The organism is Pseudomonas sp. G11, assembly GCF_029457515.1.
Taxonomy (GTDB): domain Bacteria; phylum Pseudomonadota; class Gammaproteobacteria; order Pseudomonadales; family Pseudomonadaceae; genus Aquipseudomonas; species Aquipseudomonas gorinensis.
Genome location: NZ_CP120377.1, coordinates 7,141,501 through 7,147,500, shown reverse-complemented (window position 1 = coordinate 7,147,500; position 6,000 = coordinate 7,141,501). Strand labels below are relative to the sequence as shown.

The 6,000-nt window shown below is 53.0% G+C and carries 7 protein-coding genes, 4 tRNA genes and 2 rRNA genes (1 of these 13 only partly in view); all 13 read left to right on the top strand.

Features of this window, described 5'->3' with window-relative positions; translation table 11 throughout:
- Window positions 1–523, top strand: a 23S ribosomal RNA gene (locus P2T68_RS32990) (it extends 2,369 nt beyond the left edge of the window).
- 157 nt (window positions 524–680) lie between these two features.
- A 5S ribosomal RNA gene (rrf, locus tag P2T68_RS32985) occupies window positions 681–796 on the top strand.
- A 170-nt stretch (window positions 797–966) separates the two neighbouring features.
- On the top strand, window positions 967–1,926 hold the full coding sequence (gene birA / locus P2T68_RS32980) for a bifunctional biotin--[acetyl-CoA-carboxylase] ligase/biotin operon repressor BirA (protein ID WP_069077105.1): 960 nt from the start codon (window positions 967–969) through the stop codon (window positions 1,924–1,926).
- Complete coding sequence (locus tag P2T68_RS32975; RefSeq protein ID WP_277378817.1) at window positions 1,916–2,665, top strand: pantothenate kinase; 750 nt, start codon at window positions 1,916–1,918, stop codon at window positions 2,663–2,665. The genes birA and P2T68_RS32975 overlap by 11 nt, the downstream gene beginning before the upstream one ends.
- A gap of 7 nt (window positions 2,666–2,672) precedes the next feature.
- A complete protein-coding gene (locus P2T68_RS32970; protein ID WP_024077683.1) occupies window positions 2,673–3,119 on the top strand; it encodes a hypothetical protein in 447 nt (148 codons plus the stop codon).
- A 142-nt stretch (window positions 3,120–3,261) separates the two neighbouring features.
- Window positions 3,262–3,346: transfer RNA gene (locus P2T68_RS32965), tRNA-Tyr, on the top strand.
- 24 nt (window positions 3,347–3,370) lie between these two features.
- Window positions 3,371–3,444, top strand: a tRNA-Gly gene (locus P2T68_RS32960).
- A gap of 26 nt (window positions 3,445–3,470) precedes the next feature.
- Window positions 3,471–3,546, top strand: a tRNA-Thr gene (locus tag P2T68_RS32955).
- 167 nt (window positions 3,547–3,713) lie between these two features.
- Window positions 3,714–3,789: transfer RNA gene (locus tag P2T68_RS32950), tRNA-Trp, on the top strand.
- 45 nt (window positions 3,790–3,834) lie between these two features.
- Window positions 3,835–4,203, top strand: coding sequence for a preprotein translocase subunit SecE (gene secE, locus P2T68_RS32945; protein ID WP_003194658.1), 369 nt, complete (start codon window positions 3,835–3,837; stop codon window positions 4,201–4,203).
- Window positions 4,204–4,212: 9 nt separating this feature from the next.
- The gene (nusG, locus tag P2T68_RS32940) at window positions 4,213–4,746 is read left to right on the top strand and encodes a transcription termination/antitermination protein NusG (RefSeq protein ID WP_003176436.1); all 534 of its coding nucleotides are present in this window, start codon (window positions 4,213–4,215) and stop codon (window positions 4,744–4,746) included.
- Window positions 4,747–4,862: 116 nt separating this feature from the next.
- Entirely contained in the window at window positions 4,863–5,294 is a 432-nt protein-coding gene (rplK, locus tag P2T68_RS32935; RefSeq protein WP_003176435.1) for a 50S ribosomal protein L11, read from the top strand.
- Complete coding sequence (gene rplA, locus P2T68_RS32930; RefSeq protein ID WP_003232403.1) at window positions 5,294–5,989, top strand: 50S ribosomal protein L1; 696 nt, start codon at window positions 5,294–5,296, stop codon at window positions 5,987–5,989. Before rplK ends, rplA begins: the two co-directional genes overlap by 1 nt.
- Window positions 5,990–6,000: the final 11 nt, after the last annotated feature.

The following is a 6,000-nucleotide window of genomic DNA, read 5'->3' as shown; positions in this document are numbered from 1 at the left end:
GGTCTTAGTGATCCGGTGGTTCTGTATGGAAGGGCCATCGCTCAACGGATAAAAGGTACTCCGGGGATAACAGGCTGATACCGCCCAAGAGTTCATATCGACGGCGGTGTTTGGCACCTCGATGTCGGCTCATCACATCCTGGGGCTGAAGCCGGTCCCAAGGGTATGGCTGTTCGCCATTTAAAGTGGTACGCGAGCTGGGTTTAGAACGTCGTGAGACAGTTCGGTCCCTATCTGCCGTGGACGTTTGAGATTTGAGAGGGGCTGCTCCTAGTACGAGAGGACCGGAGTGGACGAACCTCTGGTGTTCCGGTTGTCACGCCAGTGGCATTGCCGGGTAGCTATGTTCGGAATAGATAACCGCTGAAAGCATCTAAGCGGGAAACTAGCCTCAAGATGAGATCTCACTGGGACCTTGAGTCCCCTGAAGGGCCGTCGAAGACTACGACGTTGATAGGTTGGGTGTGTAAGCGCTGTGAGGCGTTGAGCTAACCAATACTAATTGCCCGTGAGGCTTGACCATATAACACCCAAGCAATTTGCTGACCTGAAAAGGCACCAGATTGCGGTGTGTGAAGACGAAACGAACCGAAAGTTCGAAGTTCACAAAACACCGAAAGCTATCACATACCCAATTTGCTGAAGCGAGGCCAACTGGCCACGACTCAGTACCCGAATTTCTTGACGACCATAGAGCATTGGAACCACCTGATCCCATCCCGAACTCAGTAGTGAAACGATGCATCGCCGATGGTAGTGTGGGGTTTCCCCATGTGAGAGTAGGTCATCGTCAAGATTAAATTCCGAAACCCCATTTGCGAAAGCAGATGGGGTTTTGTTTTGGGCGGTCGAAAAGCGTTGAATGGTTTATCGCTGCTCCCTTCAGTTCAGTCCTGTGTCCGGCCTTTCTATGCAATGACCTTACGCATGGCTATCATGCGTGCCTCATTGTGAGGCGATACTTGCATGCTGACGTTGTTGAAACTACTGAAAGATGGTCGATTCCATTCTGGAGAGGCGCTAGGTGCTGCCCTTGGTATCAGCCGCAGCGCTGTGTGGAAGCAGCTCCAGCATCTCGAGGCCGAGTTAAATCTACCTATTCATAAAGTCCGCGGTCGTGGGTATCAGTTGGCTTCGCCTTTGGTATTTTTGAATGCTGAAGATATCGTTCTGCATGCGGCCTCTTTGCCTTGGCCTGTCCATATTTTCGATTCCATTGACTCTACGAATGCTGAGGCCTTGCGCCTTGTTGAGGCGAACTGCGCGGCACCTTTTATAGTGCTTGCGGAGCAGCAAACAGCAGGTAGGGGAAGGCGAGGTCGTAAGTGGGTTAGTCCGTTTGCGCAAAATATTTATTACAGTGTTGTGTTGCGTATTGAAGGTGGTCTGCGGCAGTTGGAGGGGCTGAGTCTCGTTGTAGGGTTGGCGGTCATGCAGGCTTTGCGTGACGCTGGCGTACAGGGCGCAGCCTTGAAGTGGCCGAATGACGTCTTGGTTGGACAGAAAAAAATTGCCGGCATCTTGCTCGAGTTGGTGGGGGATCCTGCTGATATCTGTCACGTCGTCCTGGGGATAGGCATCAATGTGAATATGCAGAAGGCCGTTGATGTCGATCAGCAATGGACTTCGGTGCAGCTCGAAACGGGTATTCCGATTAATCGTAATTATCTGGTGGCTCAACTGAGTCTGAGGCTGCAAGGCTATTTGCATAAACATATGACTCTTGGTTTTGCTGGGCTCCAGGAGGAGTGGGAGCAGAATCATGCGTGGCAAGGAAGAGCTGTGTCGCTGATCGCCGGTGTCAATCGAATCGAAGGCGTGGTATTAGGCGTCGACCACCAGGGTGCGTTGCGTTTGAGTGTTGATGGCGCTGAGAAAATCTATAGCGGTGGTGAGCTAAGCCTGAGGTTGCGTGATGATTCTTGAACTCGACTGTGGGAATAGCTTTATCAAGTGGCGCGTACTTGATGTGAATAAGGTGGGTGCCTCTGCAGAGGGGGTTGTTGGTTCGGATGTCGCGTTGATTGAGACGCTGGAAGCGCTTCCAGGGTTGTTGCTGACACGCTGTCGAATGGTGAGTGTACGGGCCCCAGAGGAAACCAATAAGCTGATAGCGGCGCTGGAGGAGGCATTCGGCGTTACCGTATGCTGCGCTGTTTCTTCGCGAGAGATGGCTGGAGTGCGCAATGGTTACGAAGATTTCGAGCGTCTCGGGCTTGATCGTTGGTTGGCTATGCTGGGGGGATTCAAATTAGCAGCTGGCCCTTGCCTGGTTCTGGACTTTGGTACTGCGGCTACCGCAGATTTTATCGCTGCGGATGGTGAGCATCTAGGTGGTTTCATTTGCCCGGGCATGCCGCTCATGCGCAACCAGTTGCGTACCCATACCCGCAAGATACGTTACGACGATGCGGCAGCTGAGAGGGCGCTTGAGCGGCTCTCTCCAGGGCGCACGACCGTAGAGGCGGTTGAGCGTGGCTGTACGTTGATGATCAGAGGGTTTGTGCTGACGCAGTTGGAGTTGGCTCTGGCTTATTGGGGTGATGATTTCACTGTGTTTCTCACTGGGGGGGATGCCGACCTGGTCTGGGATGCCGTGCCGCAGGCTCGACTCGTTCCGGACCTGGTGTTTGTCGGCCTTGCAATGGCATGTCCTTTATCCTGAGGTGTTTATGCGTTGGCTGTTTTTGCTATTGCTCGTACTCAATGCTTTCTATTACGTCTGGCATCAGCAGGAGGCTCCTTTGCGCGCAAAGGATGTCACGCCTTTGAGTCTCTACCGAGGCTCGCAGCAAGATATTCGACTACTGAGTGAGTCCGCTGATGCGATGGTCCGGCGTGACCGGGCAAAGACGCCGGATGCACAAAATACCTGTTTATACATAGGCGGTTTTTCTGATCTGCATCAGGCTCAGACTCTCGAGCAGCGTCTGACGAGTCTGGATATAAAGGTCAAGGTTCAATTGTTGAGCGCTTCTGACGCCTCAGGCTATTGGCTTCGGGTGGCCCCTGAGAGTCGTCGCCTGGCTGACGATCTGCCGTTTGAAAACCTTGCTAAGGAATTCAATGAGTTAAAACATAAAATAATGCTGTGCGAAGGCATTGCAACTAGCGAATAGTTTGCATAGAATGGCGCCCGCTTCGCAGTGAAGACCTTTTAGGTCAACAGGGTGAAGCGAACGTCAACGCAGCTAACCTCATATTTTTACTGAGAAAATGCTTGACAGAAGGTCGGCGTAATGTAAAATGCCGGCTCGCTTAGGAGGGGTTCCCGAGCGGCCAAAGGGATCAGACTGTAAATCTGACGTCTACGACTTCGAAGGTTCGAATCCTTCCCCCTCCACCATTTTTAGCGTGAGCTGCAAGCTCCGCGGGTATAGTTTAGTGGTAGAACCTCAGCCTTCCAAGCTGATGATGCGGGTTCGATTCCCGCTACCCGCTCCAAGTTTGCAGGTTGTGCAAGGTGTTTCGCTCTTGTAGCTCAGTTGGTAGAGCACACCCTTGGTAAGGGTGAGGTCAGCGGTTCAAATCCGCTCAAGAGCTCCATATAACAAGGCAGATATGAAAATATCTGCCTTTGTTTTAATGGCTGCCTCGGCTTGATGGCGTCTGGCCTGACCTGGTTTGGTTTTCTTGGTCATTTCAAGTCTCTTGGGGTTGGTTGTTGTAAAGTCTTTTTCAGGCCTGCATAATGGTCGGCCTGATTTTGTTTTAGGTCAGTAGCTCAATTGGCAGAGCGACGGTCTCCAAAACCGTAGGTTGGGGGTTCGATTCCCTCCTGACCTGCCAGATTCACGTGGTGTGTCTGGCTTTCTTTTCACAGGATCTTCATAGATGACTCCTAAGGCTGAAGCTCAAAGCTCTCGTTTCGATCTGGTCAAGTGGCTTGCTGTAGTCGCATTGGTGGTCGTAGGCGTTGTTGGCAATCAGTACTATTCTGCTTCGCCGATCCTGTACCGCGTACTCGCTTTGCTCGCCCTTGCTGCTGTAGCTGCCTTTGTAGGCCTGCAGACTGCCAAAGGCAAGTCTTTCGCGGTCTTGGTAAAGGAAGCTCGCACCGAAATTCGTAAAGTCGTTTGGCCGACTCGCCAAGAAACCACGCAGACCACGTTGATTGTTGTGGCTGTTGTTCTGGTTATGGCGTTGCTGTTGTGGGGGCTTGATTCCCTGCTCGGCTGGCTTGTTTCCTTGATTGTTGGCTAAGGGTGTCCCGTGGCTAAGCGTTGGTACGTTGTGCATGCTTACTCGGGTTACGAGAAGCATGTTATGCGCTCTTTGCTGGAGCGCGTAAAGCTGGCAGGCATGGAAGATGGCTTCGGCGAAATTCTGGTTCCCACTGAAGAAGTGGTTGAAATGCGGAATGGCCAGAAGCGCAAGAGTGAGCGCAAGTTCTTCCCTGGCTACGTGCTGGTTCAGATGGACATGAATGAAGGTACTTGGCACTTGGTCAAGGATACCCCTCGTGTCATGGGCTTTATTGGTGGTACTGCTGATAAGCCTGCTCCGATCACCGACAAAGAGGCAGAAGCGATTCTGCGTCGTGTTGCTGACGGTAGCGACAAGCCCAAGCCGAAGACATTGTTCGAGCCGGGCGAGGTTGTTCGTGTCACCGATGGTCCGTTTGCTGATTTCAACGGTACTGTCGAAGAAGTTAACTACGAAAAGAGCCGGATCCAAGTGGCGGTGCTCATTTTCGGACGCTCTACTCCGGTAGAGTTGGAGTTCAGTCAGGTCGAAAAGGTCTAGCTGAGCAATCATCCCAACCCCGCAGCCTAGGCTGTGGGGTTTTGTCGTCACTGGGATAAACGCGCAAGTAACCGGGGAGCCTTTCGAGGCGTTCGAACCCGTAATTGGAGTGCCTCATGGCCAAGAAGATTACCGCTTACATCAAGCTGCAAGTGAAGGCCGCTCAGGCCAACCCTAGCCCACCCGTCGGTCCTGCTCTGGGTCAGCACGGCGTGAACATCATGGAATTCTGCAAGGCCTTCAACGCCCGTACTCAGGGTCTTGAGCCAGGTCTGCCGACTCCAGTGATCATCACTGTATACAGCGACCGTAGCTTCACCTTCGAAACCAAGTCGACCCCGGCTTCGGTTCTGTTGAAGAAAGCTGCTGGTCTGACTAGCGGTTCCGCTCGTCCGAACACCGTTAAGGTTGGCACCGTGACTCGTGCTCAGCTGGAAGAAATCGCGAAAACCAAAAACGCGGATCTGACAGCAGCTGATATGGATGCAGCCGTGCGTACCATCGCCGGTTCTGCTCGTAGCATGGGCCTTAACGTGGAGGGTGTGTAATGGCTAAGCTGACCAAGCGCCAAAAGGCTATCGCCGGCAAAATCGAAGCAGGCAAGGCCTACAACTTTGTAGACGCTGCTGCCCTGCTGACCGAGCTGTCGACTGTAAAGTTCAGCGAGTCTGTTGACGTTGCTGTGAACCTGGGTGTTGACCCACGTAAATCCGACCAGGTCGTTCGTAGCGCAACTGTGCTGCCACACGGTACTGGCAAGACTGTACGTGTAGCTGTCTTCACCCAAGGTCCGGCAGCTGAAGCTGCTCTGGCCGCTGGTGCCGATCGCGTTGGCATGGATGACCTGGCCGCCGAAATGAAAGGCGGCGACTTGAACTATGACGTCGTTATTGCCTCCCCGGATGCAATGCGCGTTGTAGGTCAGCTGGGTCAGATCCTCGGTCCACGTGGTCTGATGCCTAACCCTAAAGTCGGCACTGTAACGCCAGACGTAGCTACCGCGGTTAAAAACGCCAAGGCTGGTCAGGTTCGTTATCGCACCGACAAAAACGGCATCATTCACACCTCCGTTGGCAAAGTCGGTTTTGATGCCGTCAAGCTGAAGGAAAACGTTGAAGCCCTGATCGCTGATCTGAAGCGTATCAAGCCAGCTTCTTCGAAAGGTATCTACGTCAAGCGCGTTACCCTGAGCACAACTATGGGCCCAGGTCTGGTCATCGACCAAGGCTCGCTGGACGTATAAGACATAAATTG